General features: G+C 65.2%; 19 protein-coding genes and 1 pseudogene. 13 read left to right on the top strand and 7 right to left on the bottom strand.

Going from position 1 to position 16,203, the window contains the following annotated elements:
- Positions 1–200: 200 nt before the first annotated feature.
- From H7I57_RS07185 to H7I57_RS07145, 9 genes are all read left to right on the top strand, one after another.
- Positions 201–395, top strand: coding sequence for a DUF2191 domain-containing protein (locus H7I57_RS07185; RefSeq protein ID WP_308204322.1), 195 nt, complete (start codon positions 201–203; stop codon positions 393–395).
- Positions 386–808, top strand: a complete 423-nt coding sequence (locus tag H7I57_RS07180) for a PIN domain-containing protein (RefSeq protein ID WP_264022686.1) — start codon at positions 386–388, stop codon at positions 806–808. The genes H7I57_RS07185 and H7I57_RS07180 overlap by 10 nt, the downstream gene beginning before the upstream one ends.
- Positions 809–1,089: 281 nt before the next feature.
- A complete protein-coding gene (locus tag H7I57_RS07175) occupies positions 1,090–1,326 on the top strand; it encodes a YlcI/YnfO family protein (protein ID WP_264022685.1) in 237 nt (78 codons plus the stop codon).
- Positions 1,323–1,622, top strand: a complete 300-nt coding sequence (locus H7I57_RS07170) for a type II toxin-antitoxin system PemK/MazF family toxin (protein WP_264022684.1) — start codon at positions 1,323–1,325, stop codon at positions 1,620–1,622. Before H7I57_RS07175 ends, H7I57_RS07170 begins: the two co-directional genes overlap by 4 nt.
- A 263-nt stretch (positions 1,623–1,885) precedes the next feature.
- Positions 1,886–2,125 carry a type II toxin-antitoxin system Phd/YefM family antitoxin gene (locus H7I57_RS07165; protein ID WP_264022683.1) on the top strand — a complete coding sequence of 80 codons (240 nt, stop codon included), beginning with the start codon at positions 1,886–1,888 and terminating at the stop codon, positions 2,123–2,125.
- A complete protein-coding gene (locus tag H7I57_RS07160) occupies positions 2,122–2,547 on the top strand; it encodes a type II toxin-antitoxin system VapC family toxin (RefSeq protein ID WP_264022682.1) in 426 nt (141 codons plus the stop codon). The genes H7I57_RS07165 and H7I57_RS07160 overlap by 4 nt, the downstream gene beginning before the upstream one ends.
- Before the next feature lie 325 nt (positions 2,548–2,872).
- Positions 2,873–3,199, top strand: a complete 327-nt coding sequence (locus tag H7I57_RS07155) for a hypothetical protein (protein WP_264022681.1) — start codon at positions 2,873–2,875, stop codon at positions 3,197–3,199.
- 204 nt (positions 3,200–3,403) lie between these two features.
- A complete protein-coding gene (locus H7I57_RS07150; RefSeq protein WP_264022680.1) occupies positions 3,404–3,688 on the top strand; it encodes a type II toxin-antitoxin system Phd/YefM family antitoxin in 285 nt (94 codons plus the stop codon).
- Entirely contained in the window at positions 3,685–3,972 is a 288-nt protein-coding gene (locus H7I57_RS07145) for a type II toxin-antitoxin system RelE family toxin (protein ID WP_264022678.1), read from the top strand. Before H7I57_RS07150 ends, H7I57_RS07145 begins: the two co-directional genes overlap by 4 nt.
- A 156-nt stretch (positions 3,973–4,128) precedes the next feature.
- Here the strand turns inward: H7I57_RS07145 and H7I57_RS07140 are convergent, their stop codons facing one another.
- The 5 genes and pseudogenes from H7I57_RS07140 to H7I57_RS07120 form a co-directional block, all read right to left on the bottom strand.
- Positions 4,129–4,536, bottom strand: coding sequence for an SRPBCC family protein (locus tag H7I57_RS07140; protein ID WP_264022677.1), 408 nt, complete (start codon positions 4,534–4,536; stop codon positions 4,129–4,131).
- Between the two features lie 264 nt (positions 4,537–4,800).
- A pseudogene (locus tag H7I57_RS07135) lies at positions 4,801–5,373 on the bottom strand (dihydrofolate reductase family protein).
- Between the two features lie 272 nt (positions 5,374–5,645).
- The gene (locus tag H7I57_RS07130) at positions 5,646–6,083 is read right to left on the bottom strand and encodes a hypothetical protein (RefSeq protein WP_264022676.1); all 438 of its coding nucleotides are present in this window, start codon (positions 6,081–6,083) and stop codon (positions 5,646–5,648) included.
- The gene (locus H7I57_RS07125; protein ID WP_264022675.1) at positions 6,080–7,441 is read right to left on the bottom strand and encodes a multicopper oxidase domain-containing protein; all 1,362 of its coding nucleotides are present in this window, start codon (positions 7,439–7,441) and stop codon (positions 6,080–6,082) included. The genes H7I57_RS07130 and H7I57_RS07125 overlap by 4 nt, the downstream gene beginning before the upstream one ends.
- A gap of 86 nt (positions 7,442–7,527) precedes the next feature.
- Positions 7,528–8,289, bottom strand: coding sequence for a DUF2249 domain-containing protein (locus H7I57_RS07120; protein ID WP_264022674.1), 762 nt, complete (start codon positions 8,287–8,289; stop codon positions 7,528–7,530).
- Positions 8,290–8,369: 80 nt separating this feature from the next.
- On the opposite strand from H7I57_RS07120, the gene H7I57_RS07115 reads away from it, so the two are divergent.
- The 3 genes from H7I57_RS07115 (at position 8,370) to H7I57_RS07105 (ending at position 12,696) form a co-directional block, all read left to right on the top strand.
- The gene (locus H7I57_RS07115; RefSeq protein ID WP_264022673.1) at positions 8,370–9,071 is read left to right on the top strand and encodes a helix-turn-helix transcriptional regulator; all 702 of its coding nucleotides are present in this window, start codon (positions 8,370–8,372) and stop codon (positions 9,069–9,071) included.
- A 103-nt stretch (positions 9,072–9,174) separates the two neighbouring features.
- The gene (locus tag H7I57_RS07110) at positions 9,175–11,748 is read left to right on the top strand and encodes a multicopper oxidase domain-containing protein (protein WP_264022672.1); all 2,574 of its coding nucleotides are present in this window, start codon (positions 9,175–9,177) and stop codon (positions 11,746–11,748) included.
- 228 nt (positions 11,749–11,976) lie between these two features.
- Positions 11,977–12,696, top strand: coding sequence for a DUF1326 domain-containing protein (locus H7I57_RS07105; RefSeq protein ID WP_308204321.1), 720 nt, complete (start codon positions 11,977–11,979; stop codon positions 12,694–12,696).
- Positions 12,697–12,945: 249 nt separating this feature from the next.
- On the opposite strand, the gene H7I57_RS07100 is transcribed toward H7I57_RS07105, so the two are convergent.
- Both H7I57_RS07100 and H7I57_RS07095 read right to left on the bottom strand, forming a co-directional pair.
- Complete coding sequence (locus H7I57_RS07100; RefSeq protein ID WP_264022671.1) at positions 12,946–13,806, bottom strand: alpha/beta fold hydrolase; 861 nt, start codon at positions 13,804–13,806, stop codon at positions 12,946–12,948.
- Positions 13,807–13,935: 129 nt separating this feature from the next.
- Entirely contained in the window at positions 13,936–15,564 is a 1,629-nt protein-coding gene (locus H7I57_RS07095) for a cation:proton antiporter domain-containing protein (RefSeq protein ID WP_264022670.1), read from the bottom strand.
- 199 nt (positions 15,565–15,763) lie between these two features.
- Between H7I57_RS07095 and H7I57_RS07090 the strand changes: the two genes are divergently transcribed.
- On the top strand, positions 15,764–16,195 hold the full coding sequence (locus tag H7I57_RS07090; RefSeq protein ID WP_264022669.1) for a hypothetical protein: 432 nt from the start codon (positions 15,764–15,766) through the stop codon (positions 16,193–16,195).
- Positions 16,196–16,203 lie beyond the last annotated feature (8 nt).

Here is a 16,203-nt window from a genome sequence, read left to right as displayed (position 1 = left end):
TGGAAACCGCCAGCTTGAACAGGGCGAGAGCCGTTGGGGCGGCAGAGGACTAAGCAGTGGTTTACTGGTGACCCTTCGTATTCGATTTATGCATATTCCGCTCCGGGGTTCACATGCGTCCCGCACCCACCCAAACGGGGGTATATACTGAGTCGGCATTTGGTATATACAGTTGGAGGCCAGGTGAAATGACTAAGCGCTTGATCGATCTCGACGACGACCTGCTGGCTGCCGCACAGAAAGAACTCAAGACATCCGGCGTGTCGGACACGGTACGGATCGCATTGCAGCAAGCGGCAGCATCATCTGCTCGCGCACGCCAGGTCGCCTGGTTACAGGCCGGCGGTCTAGGGGAGATGGCGGATCCCGATCAACGTGGTGAAGTGTGGCGCTGATCGCTCGGCACCTTATCGATACCAGTGCAGCAGCACGGATGACGCACCCTGAGGTTGCCGCCAGGCTCTCACCACTAGTTGAGGCCGGATTGGTCGCCACCACAGCTCAACTCGACGCCGAGGCGCTATACAGCGCCCGCAATCCTGCGGACTATGAACAACTCTGGTCAGACCGCCGTTTGGCCTACGAATACCTGCCAACCGATGACGAACATTGGCAGACGGCACTCGGCGCCCAACGGCAGTTGGCCAGCACCGGCCGCCACCGTGCTGTCGGTATGGCCGACCTCCTGATCGCCGCCATTGCCGATGCCCATGACGTGACGCTGATCCACTATGACGCCGACTTTGAGATCGCTGCAGAGGTACTGCCGTTCCGGCACCAATGGGTTCTGGAACGGGGCACTATCTGAGCAGGGCGGGGCAGCAGCAACTCTTCGAATATGCTGCGCCACAGAGCAATACGCAATGGCCTACTGGTAACCCGCCATATTCGATCCGGTCGTATTCCTCCGGATTTCGTGACAGTGCATCAGTCGAGATGCGGCAAAGGGAGGCGTGATTGAAGGGGTCGCTTCCGCGTCATTGGATGACGCGTCTTCGCGACGATCCGTCTGAAGTTTGTTCGCTTAGTCATCGACACCGTCGGCACGTTGCGGTAGCACTTCGCATCCCACATCGGTACCATGACGTCATGAGCAAGCAGATTGCCGTTCGGCTACCGGACGAGGTGGTCGATTTCATTGACGGGGAAGTGGACCAACGGCACGTCGAGAGCCGCGCATCGTTTGTCCTCAAAGCACTCGAACGTGAGCGACGCCGGCTGATCGCTGCCCGCGATGCGGCGATTCTCGCCGAGCGGACCACAGCAGATCATGACTTTGACGCGCTCGCTGCTCAAGCCGCTGCCTTCGAACTGGATATCGATTGAGACCAATTCACGCCGCCCAACTTGATAAGGGGCGTCCGGTTCTAATCCTGACCCGGGAACTTGTGCGGCCCCACCTAACCAGAGTCACCGTCGCGCCGATAACCGGAACAGTTCGCGGCCTGTCGACTGAAGTTCCCGTAGGTGTACGTAACGGACTCGAGAAAGATTCCGTCGTCAGCGTCGACAACATCGTCACAATCCCGGTTGCGGCACTGGGGCGCCAGATCGGGTTCTTCCTCCCCGATCAAGAGGAAATGCTGACAACGGCGATTCGGCACGCGTTCGACCTCGACTGACATGCAAGTACGACCACTGCGTAGTGTGAAATCGCTTGGGCGAGTGACGAATACGCCGTACTCTACAGGTAGCCCGCCATATTCGATCCTGCCGTATTCCTGAGGAGTAATTCAGGGTCAGCCCCACCGTGGCGGCGCTGCGCCATCTGGGTAGTTGCGAGCTATTCGGTATCGGGTCGGTGGTTGCATGTGGACGACAACGCCTCGAAGAAGTTTGCTGTTAGCCCGTGCGGGGTGTGTCTCACCGGTGATACGATTTATGCATGACCGAGGTAGTGACCGTCCGCGACCTCCGCAACCACGGTGGGGAAGTGCTGCGCAGAGTGGAGCGGGGCGAGCGGATTGTGGTGACGCGCGATGGCGCGGCGGTGGCAGAACTGAACCCGCTGCCACGTCGCAGTGTCAGTCCGACTGAACTCATTCGCCGTCGCCGAAACCTGCCGCGCGTGGATGTGGAGACGTTGCGTTCGGATGTGGACAGCGTGATGGACCCATCACTGTGACCGCATCGGTCGACCAGTCAAGAGGCATGCTCGACACGTCTACAGTGATTCTGCTCGGCCGCCTGTTGGATCCGGACGAACTGCCGAACGAGTCCGTGATAAGCGCGATAACCCTGGCTGAGTTGTCTGTGGGGCCGAATGTCGCCCGAACGGATGCGGAACGTAGCGCGCGTCAGCAACACCTGCAACAGGCCGAGGCAGATTTCGAGGTCCTTCCGTTCGGCGCCGAGAGTGCGCGGGCGTTTGGGGGTGTCGCTGCCGCCTTGCGTACTTCGGGCCGCAAACCGGCCGCACGGGCCTACGACGCGCTCATTGCGGCCAGTGCCGTCGCGCACGGTGTGCCGTTGTACACGTGCAACCCAGGTGACTTCTCCGGGATACCCCAGCTGGACCTACGTGCGGTAACGCACCCGGACCACTGATCAGCGGCCGTCGATGGCCTCAAGCTGGATGGATGCCAGAGATGAAAGCCGTTGGGCAACAGTGCAATAGCGCGCACTCTAGTTGACATAATGTGGCTTATCGGTATTTTAACTACGGCGAGTTGCATCGGATGAAAAGACTCGCACCTCGGCCGCGTGTAACCTCGGTCCCGCTTCCCGTCGGATTCCCCTCAATACGTCACAGTGACGATTTGCCGCCAGGTAGGCGGATCATGGAAATTGCTGCGACACAGTTGTTTTCGACTATCAGATCTCGTTTTCCGTACCCGGCCGTGCCATCGGGCAGCGGGCGAGGATCGTCGCCATGCGGATCCGCGCCGTCGAAGAGTCTACGCCTCGGACGTCACCCGAAGCTCCCACCGCGTCCCTCCAGGTGCGAACAGCCAACGAACGCGAGTGGCTGCGCCGTTACTGCAGACTCCTCTGCGAGGCCGGCGTCACACTCACCGAAGACGACGCCTGGCAGCAATACCGGCTATTCGCGGTCTACTCATGGGCCGCGGCGACATCGACCGCGGACATGGCCTCGAAGTGGCAGCCACTGCACATCGGCCTGGCCGGCACCCAACGGGCGACCGAAGTCTGCCAACAGCTCCAATCCGTTGAACTGCTGGAAGAACTGCTCTCCTAACACGCAGTGGCGGTGGCACCCTGCAAGTAGCTCCAGGTTGACGAGGGCGGGTGCCGTTGTTGGCAAATCTAAACCTGAGCAGAACCACTCCCCCTCAAGGCGGGCTACGAAGGAAGTCGCACCTCTTGAACACGCACCGTTACCAGTTAACTAGGCCTAAATTTAGGCCTAGCATCGGCTGAAATTACGGCCTACACTGGTCTCATGCAGATCTTGCCCATCTCGAAGCTCAAGGACAAACTCAACGAGTTCGTCGATGCCGTCACGCTGACGAAAGACCAGGTGACGATCACCAAAAACGGTTCGCCGGCTGCAGTGCTGATCGGTTTCGAAGAATGGGAATCGTTGCAAGAAACCCTGTACTGGCTGTCGCAGCCCGGCATTCGCGACGCGATCGCTGAGGCGGATGCCGACATCGCCGCAGGTAAAACGTATGGCGAAGGCGAGATCCGATCTGAGTTCGGCGTTCCGCAACAGCACCGGTCGTGACCGATCTCGGAGGGCCGTCCGCCGCCTTCGAGGTTCGTTTCACCGCCACAGCGCGACGCGGGCTCAACACGCTTCCGCCTCGCGTGTTGTCGGCCGTTGTCGAGTTCGCCTTCGGCGATCTAGCCCGTGAGCCACGCCGGGTCGGCAAGCCGCTCCGAGACGACCTGGCGGGTCTGTTCAGTGCCCGTCGTGGGCCTTACCGCGTGCTCTATCGAATCGACGACGCTGCTCGCATCGTCTTCATCGTCCGAGTGGACCACCGCGCTGACGTCTACCGGCCCTAACCGCTGTCGACCTGATGGTGACCGTCGGCGGTCGCCGTACTGATTGTCGAGTACCCGTCCCGCAACTCGCACCTGTCGAGCACGCACCGTTACCAGTCAAAGGTAGCGAGTTGCATTGTGCTACAAAGCCTTTAGTGACGGATTACGCGGCGGCTCCTACGGTCGAGATTGTGCCAGCCCGGCGAGGTGCTTGAGCGAGTTGTCGAGGTGCTGCGGGTCGAACGGCGGGAACCCGATGTGTTCGCGAATGGCCTGCGGCACCGCCGACCAGTCATACGTCAGCGTGACCTCCGTCCGGTCGTCGCCGACCGGCTCGAGGTCGTAGCGCCAGATCCAGCCGCCGAAGTCGAGGTTGGCGTCATCAGCGCCTTCGCCCGGCAGCCACGCAATCGCGTGCGGCGGCTGGAAGACCTCGACCCGGTTGGCCACCTCGTAGTGCATGCCCCCGTAGTTCTCGTGGTACATCGCCATCCGGAAGACCTGGCCGACTTCGGTCAGCCGCTCGCCGGCGCGCGGCTCCCGCACCCAGCCGGTGCCGTCGACCGACCTGACAGCGCCTGCCAAGGCTGTTCCGTGACCGCCTGGCCAGTGCCGGATATGCGATCCCGATTGAGTGCCGCCTACCGCTCCGACTGGTGCCCACGTGGCCGGATTAACGTCACGGTGACGAAATGGTGGCGTGGGACTGATGGGCGTAAACGACGCCGGCTAGCCGAATTACTCTCCTGCGCAGGGCTTTCCGGTTCAGAAAGTGGGTCGTCGAGTTTCCCGGGTAGCAGTTCGCCGAACTGCTGGTGCATCCGCACGTCACCTGGCTGTGCATGTCGATCAGTCGTGTGTCGCCTCGTAGCGCAGCAGGACCGCACCCCCCGGGAAGGTGCGGTTCTCCAACAGTCGCAGCGAGATCCATGACGGCAGTGTCGGGAAGAACGGTGTGCCACCGCCCACGGCGGTGGGCGCGACCACGATCCGGTACTCATCCACCAGTCCGGCCTGCACGATCGGTGCGGCCAGCGTCGCGCCGGCCACCTCCAGCCTGCCGTCGGTTTCGGCTTTCAGCTTCCTCACCACCTCGACCGGGTCGCCGCGTTCCAGGCGGGAGTTCCAGTCGACGGACTCCAGGGTGTGCGAGAACACGACCTTGGGGCATGTCGCGCCAGATGTGCGCGAAGTCGACGATCAAAGGGGTGGCGTCCGGGGCTTTGTCGGCAGTCGGCCAGTACGCCGACATCAGTTCGTAGAGCCGCCGCCCGTAGAACGACAGCGCGGTCTCCCGCTCGAAGTCGTTCCAGTACTGGTGCAGTTCTTCTCTTCGCTCGGATCGGACCAGTCGATGCTGCCTTGTGCGTCGGCGATGTACCCGTCCACCGACACGTTGAAGCCATAGATGAGTTTGCCCATGCAGATCAGACTGCACCGGAGGGCAAAACTCATTGCGACGCCACACGAGATATTGTGCAAATCCTTATGGATGGACGCGCGTCGGGCGGCCCAACGAACGCGGACGCGAGTTCAGCCCCCATCGGCCACGCGGGAACATCCAAATAGCCTGACACAACGGCACTTTCGCCACCGGAGCCCATCCCCGACGATCACCGCCATTACGTCACTGTGACGCTTCGGTGAGATGTGGACGCCGTCGCTCGACGTCGCCAGGTCGCGCCGACTCCCGCTCAGCCCACCAGTGCGGTGGCGAGCAGCACGATGCCCAGCGACCCGACCAGCGAGGCGATCGATGCGGCCCTGGCCGCGCGGGGCCGGCGACGGGCCTGCGCCATACCGTGCACCACCGAGGCAGCCATCACCGCGGCGAACAGCAGCACCTTGGCCATCAGCACCCGGCCGTAGCCGGGTTCCAGCAGCATCGCCCACGTGACGTCGCGGTGGACGGCCAGCAGGACACCGGTGGCGATTTGAACCGGAAGGAACACCGCGGCCGTGATGAGCGCGAACCGCTTGCCCACAGCGCGCATGACGTTGGCGCGATCGGACGCGACGAGTTGCCGCTGTGCCATCGGCAGCACCACCACCGTGACGGTCAATTGGCCACCCACCCAGATGATGGCTCCCAGCACGTGCAGGAAGCGCACGGCCGTCCAGATGTCGATCACCGCGGCTCTCCCACCTCGAACACGCCGTGTGCGCCGTTCTCGGCGTGAACCATGTCGTGGTCGACGAAGGGGTACCGCCCGGGTTCGGGGAAACTCAGTTCGACGAATCCGCCCTGGGCAGGTGCCAGGTCCAGCACCTGCGCGCCGCCCCCACGGTCGTCCGGGCGCAACACCCAGGCGCCTTCGCGGTAGACGGTGTCGAACTGGCCGCCGACGACATGAAACGCGGTGGCGCCACCGGGGCCTGCGTTGATCACCCAGATCCTGACCCGCTCGCCGACGCGCGCGGTCAATAGCGCGTGGTCGTACTGGGCGGCCATCCCGTTGAACATCCAGCCATCTGGGCGGTCCGTGCGGATCTTGTCGACCTGTGCGTCGCTGCTCGCCGCGCCGAGGTAGAGCTGTGCACTGACCAGGAAGTACTCCCGGTCCACAGGCGGAAGATCGGGTGGGTCGATGATCACCGCGCCGTACATGCCGTTGGCGATGTGTTGTGACATCGGCATGGTGCTGCAGTGGTAGAGCCAGGCCCCCGCGCGGTGCGCAGTGAACCGGTACACGAGGCGCTCCCCCGGTTCGATGGTGCGCATCGGCTCGTCGGGTGCCAGTGCACCGGCGTGGAAGTCGATGCTGTGGCCCATCGGCGCGTCGTTGATCAAGGTGATCTCGAACCGATCGCCCACCTGCCCGCGCAGTGTGGGCCCGGGCGCGGTGCCGGCGAAGGTCCATCGGCGTTCCCGTCGCCCCGGAGCGATCTCCAATTCCTGTTCAACGGCACGTAATTCGAGGTGGTGGACGGTCCCGGACGCCGGCGGCAGCGCGGCGTCACGAGGAACCCATCCCGGCGACGGCGCGGCGCCCGGATCGAGTTCCGAGGCGGCGGCGGCTTCATCGTGCACCGGGTCCGGAGCGGAGATGCCATGCGAGGGCGCGCCCGTGACGCGGATCGTCATCGTCATACCGGCGGCGCGGTGCCCCGCCACCGTGCACCAGGCACGACGATCCGAGTCCACCGGTCCGACATCGATCAGCGCGGTCTCGCCCCGGCCGAGGCTCGGCGTCCGCTCACCACTGTCCAGGCGTAGATCATGCGGGACCGCCTCGAGATTCGTCACCCGCAACACCAGTCGGGTGCCGGCGGGCACCTCCAGCGTGCCGGGTCGCACCCGCATCCCGTCCAACGCGATATCGACCGTGCGCGTCTCGCCGGAAGCCGCGTGCTCGACAGTGACCTGGTGTCCCGAAACAGCCAGCACCACGGCGAGGATCACTGCGAAAACCCCCGCGGCGAGACCAACGACCGTGCCGGACCCGCCTTGCGGGCCGAGTGCGCGAGTTGGCGGTCCTGTCGTGCTCACACGATCAAGCGAACCCGCCGGTGCGCACTGTGGGTAGGGGCATTGGTCCCTTGGCCGAGGTGCCGTGGCCATTCGCACTGCCGCCCTTAGAGTTTGGTCAAGCGCAGCCGCCAGGCTTCCGGGCCGCGCTCCTGATAGTCGATGCGGATCCGACCGTCGGTGCGTTCGCGTAGCTGATGCAACAACGGGATGGGATCGTGATGGGCGACCAAGATCAGCGCCCTACCCACCTCGACCGCATCGAAGGCTCCGAAAACTGCTGCGTGCCTGATGGAATGCGGCACTTCGCGGACATCGAGCACCGGATCATCGGTCTCGACCGCACCGCAGGCACAGTTGTGACCGGCTTCGGCATGTGCATGCTCGACGAGCAGTTCATGCATACCGTGGGTCACATCGGCCAGTGAGACACCGGGGTCGGCAGCCACGATCGGCAAGATCCGCTCGTTCTCGTCGGCCAGGTGCGCATCAAAGACGACCCGGAGCGCTTCGGCCGCAGCGGTCGCACGTAGCCCCGAGGGCTCACTGCGAATCCGCTCCGCGAGGGCCCCGATGACCCGGTGCGCAGCGATCATCGATTCGATCAGCGGCCGGGCCCGCTCGTCCCGGGCAGCAGCCGGGTACAGCGCGTCCTCCTCGGCGGAGGCGTGCGGCAGCAGTTGCTCGGTGACGAACTGCACGGTCGCCGCGCGGGCCGACCCGAGGTCACCGCCTCGCTCGGCCGCTGTCAGCATCGCCTCGGTGAGGGCGGTGAGGCTTCCCGCGAGTTGCGCGTGGTGGTTCTTGATGGTCTCGACCGCCTCGGCGTCGGCAGCTGTGGACGAGACGATCACCTCGTTGACAGACATCGCGGCCTCCTATTCGTTGCATCGCGGGCATGTCGTCCCGCCGCTGGCCTCAACAGCTCCAATTTACTACAGTAAATTCCGTGAATAAAGAGGGCCCCACTCTGGGGCCGCTGCCGACGCCGACCCTGGCCGGGTATCCGCCGCTGTCCCGGCAACGCTTCTGTGTGCTCGATTACGTCCGCGCGCACGCGCCGGTACGCATCGCCGCCGTCGCCGCCGGCCTCGACCTGCACCCCAACACCGTCCGCGAGCACCTAGACGCACTGACCGGACACGGTCTTGTCGAACGCGTCTCGGAAACACCCACCAAGCGTGGACGGCCCGCTGCGCTGTACCGCCCGTCGGCAGCCGACCCCACGCTGCCCGCACAGGATTACGCCGGGCTGGCCACCGCGCTGGCGGGCCACCTCGCCCGCACCAGCACGGACCCCGAACGCGACGCGCGAGCCGCCGGGATCACCTGGGGGCACGAACTGTGCGATGACGCCGCCGCCACAGACGACCCGCGGGGCACGGTGCTCGCCGTGCTGACCCGCCTCGGCTTCGGCCCCGACACCGACGATCCGGACGGAAGCATCGCGTTGCGCAGCTGCCCGCTGCTGGAAGCGGCGCGCCGCTACCCCGGCATCGTCTGCCAGGTGCATCTGGGCATCATCGACGGAGTGCTCGAGCGCGCCGGCGCGATCACCGCCACCGAACCCGAACTGATCCCGTTCGCCGAACCCGGCGCATGTCGACTGTTCCTTCCCGATCCGGTTGTGCCCCAAAGGAAGAGACCATGAAGCGATCCGGGAGCCCGGCGGGGTCACTGCTGTTGATCCCTGGCGGCTTTGCGGTGCTTGCCAGCCTGACCTCCGCGCTTCGCCGGGACGAGCAGGTCGCGGCATGAAGCGTTCCAGTTGGCACCTGCGCGCCGGGTCGGTGGTCTTCGGTTGGCTCGTCGCATTGGTCGTGGTGGCGGTCGCGCAGCCGTTCCTCCCGCTGTCGAGTTGGCTGCTGGTCCACCTGCTCGGCCTCGGTGCTGCAAGCAACGCCATCCTGATCTGGAGCCGGCACTTCGCCGATGCGTTGTTGCGGCGCAGCCCGGATCCGCCCTACCCGGGGCAGGTGATCCGGTTGCTGGTGTTCAATGTCGGCGCGGTCACCGTCATCACCGGAATGCTGGGCGGTTGGTGGCCGGTGGTGTCGGTGGGTGGCATCGCTGTCGCCGCCGTCGCTCTCGTGCACGCCGTCGATCTGGTGCGGTTCCTGCGCGTGGCTCTGCCTGCTCGATTCAGTGTCACGGTGCACTACTACGTCGCAGCAGCGGCGTTGCTGGCCGTCGGCGCCGGTCTCGGTGTGGCGATGGCCAACTCGGCGCTGCCGGGAATCCTGGCAGAGCGATTTCGCACCGCCCACACGGTACTGAACCTGTTCGGCTGGGTCGGCTTGACGGTGTTGGGCACCCTGGTCACGCTGTGGCCGACGATGTTGCGCACCCGACTGGCCGACGGGGTCGAGCGAGCCGCCCGCCGGGGCCTGCCCGCCCTGGTGCTGAGCCTGGCCATCGCCGTCGCCGGCGCGATTCTGGGTTCGGCGCAGATCATCGGTGCCGGAGCCCTCGGCTTCCTTGCCTCGGTGGGATTCGTGTTGTGGCCGCACATCGACGAGGTGCGGCGCAAGAGGCCTGCCGACTTCCCCACTCTGTCGGTGCTGTGCGGTGTCGCGTGGCTGCTGGGGTCACTGGCCTACCTCACGGTCGGGCTGCTGACCGCGCCGAACTGGATTGCGGCGAGCGACAGGGCCTCCGCCGCGGGCCCGGCACTGCTGGCCGGATTCCTGGTACAGGTCCTGTTCGGCTCGCTGGCGTATCTGGTCCCGATGGTGATGGGTGGTCGCGCGTCGGCGTTGGCAGCCAGTGCCGTACTGGAAAAGGGTGCGCCCTGGCGGCTCAGCGTGGCCAATTCCGGGCTGCTGATATGTGTGCTGCCCGTCCCCGGCCTGGTTCGCGTGGCGACCTCGGCGCTGGTGTTGGTGGCCTACGGCGCGTTCCTGCCGCTTCTGGCGCGCGCGGCCTGGTTCGCCCAGCGCAACAGCGGTGTGCCCTCGACACCGGGACGACCGGAACCGGCACCGCTGCGGCAACGACTCGGGGTGGCCGCCGCCGGCTTCGGCGTCGTGATCCTGGCCGTCGCCGCGGGGGTCGCCGTCGATCCAGCCACCCGCGAAAGCGCCACTGCACCAGAGGTATCGCCCGCACCGACCGGTCACACCTCCGAAGTGGAGGTCCGGGTGGAGGGTATGCGCTACGTGCCCGACACGATCTCCGTCGCCGCCGGCGATCGGCTGCGCATCACCTTCGACAACACCGGGACCGATCGACATGATCTGGTGCTGTCCAACGGTGCCCGCACCGATCGCATCGCGCCGGGTGTCACGGCGGTGCTCGATGCCGGCGTCATCGGTTCCGACGTGCACGGATGGTGCTCGATTGCCGGGCACCGACAGATGGGTATGACGTTGACGATCAAGGCGATCGGAACTGCGCCGGTCGGTGGACCCGAGCACGATCCAGCGGCCCACGCTCCCGACGTCTCCCTGACCGCGCCGGGCATCGCCCGGAGTCTCGGAACCCTTCCCGGCCCCGGATTCGCCGCGCGCGACCCGAACCTGCCCGCCGCAGGGATCGTCGATCGCCGGGTGACCTTGAAAGTCACCGAAGTCGAACGCGAAGTCTCCCCCGGTATCACGCAGCGGCTGTGGACTTTCGGTGGCACCGCACCCGGGCCGACGCTGCGCGGCAGGATCGGCGACGTCTTCGAGATCACCTTGATCAACGACGGCACGATCGGCCACTCCATCGACTTCCATGCCGGATCACTGGCACCCGATCGACCCATGCGCACCATCGAACCCGGTGAGCAGTTGGTCTATCGGTTCACCGCCACGCGGGCCGGTGTCTGGCTTTACCACTGTGCCAGCATGCCGATGTCGGTACACGTCGCCAACGGCATGTTCGGTGCCGTCATCATCGACCCCCCGGGCCTGCCGCCGGTCGACCGCGAGTACCTGATCGTGCAGTCCGAGTTGTACCTGGGAGCCCGCGGCGGTGAGGCCGATGCCGCCAAGGTCGCCGCCGACACCCCAGATCTGGTGGTGTTCAACGGCTACGCCCAGCAGTACGACCATGCCCCGCTGACCGCCCGGGTAGGCGATCGGGTCCGGTTCTGGGTACTGGCCGCCGGGCCCAACCGTGGCACGGCGTTCCATGTGGTCGGCGGACAGTTCGACTCGGTGTGGGCCGAAGGCGCCTACCGGCTCAGGCCTGGAGGCGGCGGTTCCCAGACGCTGGGGCTGTTCCCCTCGCAGGGCGGCTTTGCCGAGTTGAGCTTCCCCGAGCCCGGCAATTACCCCTTCGTGTCGCACGCGATGGTCGACGCCGACCGGGGCGCCCATGGCGTTGTCGAAGTCCGCGAATGACGGTCAGATTGGATCGCCCCGGGGCCGACGTCCGGCGTATGAGCGCGCGGCGCCGTTGGCGCGGTCGGCTCGTCGAGCACCTGTTTGGGTGAAATGTGCCGCCCGAGCCAGCGCCCTGAACCCATAGCGGCTTCATACCCCCCAGGGGTACTTGTGCGTCGCGCAGAGCAGTGTTACCGTCCTCTCGTCCGATACCCCCCTAGGGTATTACTGGAAGGGAGTGAATCGATGACCACTTCATCGGCGAAGGTTGACTGGCGTCTGCGCGGCGACTGGTTCGACGTGTGCAGCTGCAAGTTGCCATGCCCATGCAGCTTCGCCCAGGAGCCCACCCACGGAGACTGCCTGTTCACATTGGTGTGGCACATCCGCGAAGGGCATTTTCGCGATGTCGACCTGGCGGGTCTCAGCGTGGTTTCTCTCGGGGAGTTCGCAGGCAACATGTGGATCGGCGACCCGAACGCGATGATGAAATTGATGTTCTACATCGACTCGAAAGCTGACGCGGATCAGCGGCAGGCGCTCGAGCGCATCTTCACCGGCGAAGTGGGTGGCTGGCCGGCAGAGTTCGCCAGCCTCATCGAGGGACTGCGTGGCATCGAGTACGCCCCCATCACATTCGACGCTGCCGATGACCTCGCCTACTGGCGTGCCGAGATACCAGGCAAGGTCGACCTGCTGGTGGAGGCCTTGACCGGCCCGACGTCCGATACGAGTCGCCGGGTGACCACAACCAATGCACCTGGGGCAGAGGTCGGCCCAGGCCAGGTTGCGACGTGGGGAGTCGTCAAGCGAGACCACGCGGTCGGCTTCGACTGGTCCCACGAGCACCTCGGTGGCTCGAGCAAGCACTTCCCCTTCGACTGGCACCCGGCGTCTGATGAAACCGAATCCGGTGAACCGGCCGACGACGCGGATCGGGCTACGACATGCCACTGTCACGCATAACCGGCACGGCGGAACCGGTCAAGAACACAACAACGAGGTGTGCCGACCCCTGGAGATCACTGAATCGACGTGGCACCGTGCCCAATCCGGACGCGGTCGCCTCCACCGCTAGGGGGCGACCCCGCCGCCATCAAACCTCCTGGTCGAAGAAGCTAGGTAGCGCGCGACTCCTGTATCCGAACACCGATGCCGTCCGCTTTCACGCGGCATACTCGATCCAGGCGATCACGCCAGATCTTGATCGTGCGCCTAGTTGGCATGCCTCGCCATGAACTCGGCTATCAGCCTCGCCGCCTGCGCTGCATGCGTTTCCAAGAGGAAGTGGCCGGCGTCGAAGATGTGCGCCTCCATCCTCGGCAGCGCCCGCATCCACGAAAGCGTCTCGGCGATTTCGAAGTAGGCGTCGTGGCGCCCCCAGAGCATCAGGGCGGACGGCTGCCGAGCCGACAGGTAGTCGGCGATCCTGTCGAACCGTGCCACGTGATGGGCGTAGTCGGCGATCAGCGCATGCTGGGTGTTCATTCGGCCTGGTAGGCACATAACCCGCCAGTCCTCTGCCCATACCTCCGGATCGATCCTGGCCGCCACCTCCGTGGGTAGCCCGGCGATGTACTGGTCGCGAGTTCCTTCGAACGTCAGATGGGCGGTGGCTGCGGCCTCGTTGCCTGGATTCGGATCCGCCCAGTAGTCGAAGGTGTCGCTCCACTGTGGGCCCAGGCCTGTGCTGTGGGCATTGGCATTCTGAACAATCAAGCCGGAGACCAGGTCCGGTGCGTTCATGGCGATGTCCAGTCCGACTGGTGCCCCGAAGTCATGCAGATAGATGCAGCGAGGACCCACCGACAGTCGTTCGAGCAGTTCGGATATCGCGTCGGCGATAGCGGAGAACGATACGTGTGGCAGCACATCGGATCGGCCGAACCCCGGCAGGTCGGGCGCGATCACGTGAGCGGTTTCCGACAGCACGGGAATGATGTTCCGGAAGGTGCGCGCCGAACTCGGAAAACCGTGTAGGAGGAGCACCGTCGGCTGTGCGGAGTTCCCTGCGATCTCGACTGCGAGCTCGGTGCCACCCGATAGGCGAACTCGGCGTGGATTAGCTAGTGGCATAGCGTATTCCATGGCTTATCGATGACCCTGGAGCGTGCTGTCCACGGTATCGAGCCCAACCTGATTGCGTCAATCAGGTTCAACCGGTGATGGTGCGGCATTCGTGGGCCAGGTGCGCTTCACCGGCACCTACCCGCTGTCAACGCTGTCGCCGTCCGCCTCCGATTCGCGCTCGACCACTCGGGGTGCGTTGCCACCGGCCACCTGATCGGCCAGCTCCAGTCCCGCGCCCGCATAGACATTGAAGGCAATGCCGACACCGTGGTCCCTGGCCCATTGCACCTCGTCGTCGTATCTGGCGACTGCGGCCACCTTCCCGCTGAACCCTGACTCGCGCAGACACTCGAGGGCGGTGACGTTGGCGCCGTGACGCGGCATCGCCAGCACCGCGATGCGCACCGAGCCGGAGCGTCGGAGCTGGTTCCAGAAGTACAGGTCGGTGGCGTCACCTTCGATGACCCGCAGGCCCTCGGCCGCGAGTCGCTCGATGCGGGGCCCGTCGTAGTCGACACCGACGACCCGGAGCCGGTAGTGATCGGTCAGACGCTGGTAGGCGGCAAACCCGACACGGCCCATGCCGATGACGACGACCTCAGCGTCGCCGGCGTCACCGGGCCGTTCCTCCGGGTGCAGGCTGAGTTCGTCCTGCGCGGGCAGCCGCGCCGCGATCTTCTCCACCATCAGGTGCCCGCGCCCGTTGACGAGCGCCGACACCACGAAGCTGATGGCCACGGCGATCGACATCTCCACCAGCCAGGCCTCTGCCAGCATCCCGACCGACACACCGACGGACACGACGATCAGGCCGAATTCGGAGTAGTTCATCAGGCTCAGGCCGGCCAGGAGCGCGGTCCGGTATCGCAGCTTCAGGCGCGACAACAACAGGACGTACCAGGCCGCCTTGAACGGCAGGAGCAGCACCATCAGCAGCGCGATTCCGATGGTCGGCAGATCCGGCAGCCCGGTCAGGCCGATCGACACGAAGAATCCCACGAGTAGCAGTTCCTTGATGTGAAACAGCGACCGCGCCAGCTCGCTGGACGCGGGGTGCGAGGCCAAGAGCGCCCCGATGATCAGGGCGCCGAGGTCACCCTTGAGCCCGAGCGCGGAAAACAACGCGTATCCGGGCACCAACGCCATCACGATGCCGAACAGCGACTGCATTTCGCCGTGACCCAATCGGCTCCAGATCTTGCGCAGAACCCGAGTGAGCGGCCAGAGTCCCACCAGCGTCAACGCCCAGGGACTCGGCAGGTGACCGCTGGTAGCAGTCAAGAAGATCACGGCGACGATGTCCTGTGTCACAAGGATTCCGATGGCGACGCGGCCGTAGAGCGCGTGCGACTCGCCCCTCTCCTCGAGTACCTTGACGACGAAAACCGTGCTGGAGAACGACAGCGCGAAGGCGAGCAGGGCGATTGTCTGCATGCTCTGCCCCGCCAGCATGGCCACCCCGGCCACGGCGACCAACCACAGGACGATGCCTCCGAGCACCACGCTGATGACCATGTGCACGGAGGTCGTCAACCACACCTCGCGGCGCAGCAGAATCCGCGCGTCGAGCTTGAGACCGATTGCGAAAAGCAGCAGGGTCACGCCCAAGTCCGCCATGACCTCCAGTTGTGGCACTTCCTCGACGTCGAGGGCGTTGATGACGAAACCCGCGGCAAGGAAACCGACCAACGGGGGCAGGCGTACCGCCAGGGCGAGGCCCCCGAGGCCAAAGGTGATGACGAGATAGATCGCGACAACTGTCATACACGGGTCCCCTAGCGCATCGGCATGGACGGTCGCCAACCTCGTCGACCGACCGATTCGCTGTTGAATTTATCCCGACGAGTCCTCGGTGTCCGGTAGTACCTGGGCCACAGAGGCCGTCGCGCAGGCCGTCGCACTGCTGCCCAAAAGATTGCGGCAAACCGCCCATGTCGGGTCGACGTGCGTCATCGTTGAGAGCATGGCGAGCCAAAAGGTCCCCAGCCCGAAAGACATCAAAGCCGCGGCGCAGGCGGCCGCGGAGACGGCGCAGGCGGTGGCCTCCAGTGCCATGCGGTTGCCGCCCACGTCGATTCAGCTTGCCACCGAGATCCCGGAACTCATCGAGAACCTCGCGACCGCCACCGAGCGGCTCAACACGGCGATCGACCGGGCCGAGCGCTACCTCGCGCTCGCCGACCCGATGATCCGGACGATGGACGCGATGCTGCCGCAGTTGGAGGCACTCGTCGCGACGGGAAACGACGTGTACAAAGCCGTGTCGTCCGTCCCCGGCCTCTCCACTCTGGGGCGGCTGGCCACCCGCGGCGGCCCAGCTGCGACACCCACCAAGACCCGGGCTACCAAGGGTCGGACCACCAAGGGTCGGTCGACCCCCAAGACTCAGCGGTGACCGGCGGC

It is taken from the genome of Mycolicibacterium pyrenivorans (assembly GCF_025821625.1).
Classification (GTDB): domain Bacteria; phylum Actinomycetota; class Actinomycetes; order Mycobacteriales; family Mycobacteriaceae; genus Mycobacterium; species Mycobacterium pyrenivorans.
This window is presented reverse-complemented; position numbering and strand designations above follow the sequence as displayed.